Origin of the sequence: Streptomyces anulatus (assembly GCF_000721175.1) — a bacterium.
Classification (GTDB): Bacteria; Actinomycetota; Actinomycetes; order Streptomycetales; family Streptomycetaceae; genus Streptomyces; species Streptomyces anulatus_C.
The window spans coordinates 1-221 of sequence record NZ_JOEZ01000154.1; the positions used below are offsets into that span (position 1 = coordinate 1).

At 70.6% G+C, this 221-nt stretch carries 1 protein-coding gene; it reads left to right on the plus strand.

The window, feature by feature from the left end; translation table 11 throughout:
• The coding region (locus IG90_RS40505; protein WP_033895141.1) for a hypothetical protein at positions 1–221 on the plus strand (221 nt) is incomplete at both ends.

Genomic DNA, 221 nt, shown 5'->3' on the forward strand with positions numbered 1-221 from the left:
CTGCTGGGCATCGAGCGCCGCTCCCCGCTGGTCTGCTCGATCGTCATCGACCCGCAGAAGGGCCTGTCCCTGCCGGACTGGCCCGACGGCGTCGCCGTGTTCGCCCCGGGCAACGACTTCGGGATCGTCGTGCTGCGCGCGGTCCACGCGATCATGCACGAGCGGTCCGAGCGCTACAACCGGATGAAGTGGACCGACGAGAAGGGCCGCACCCGCGTCGG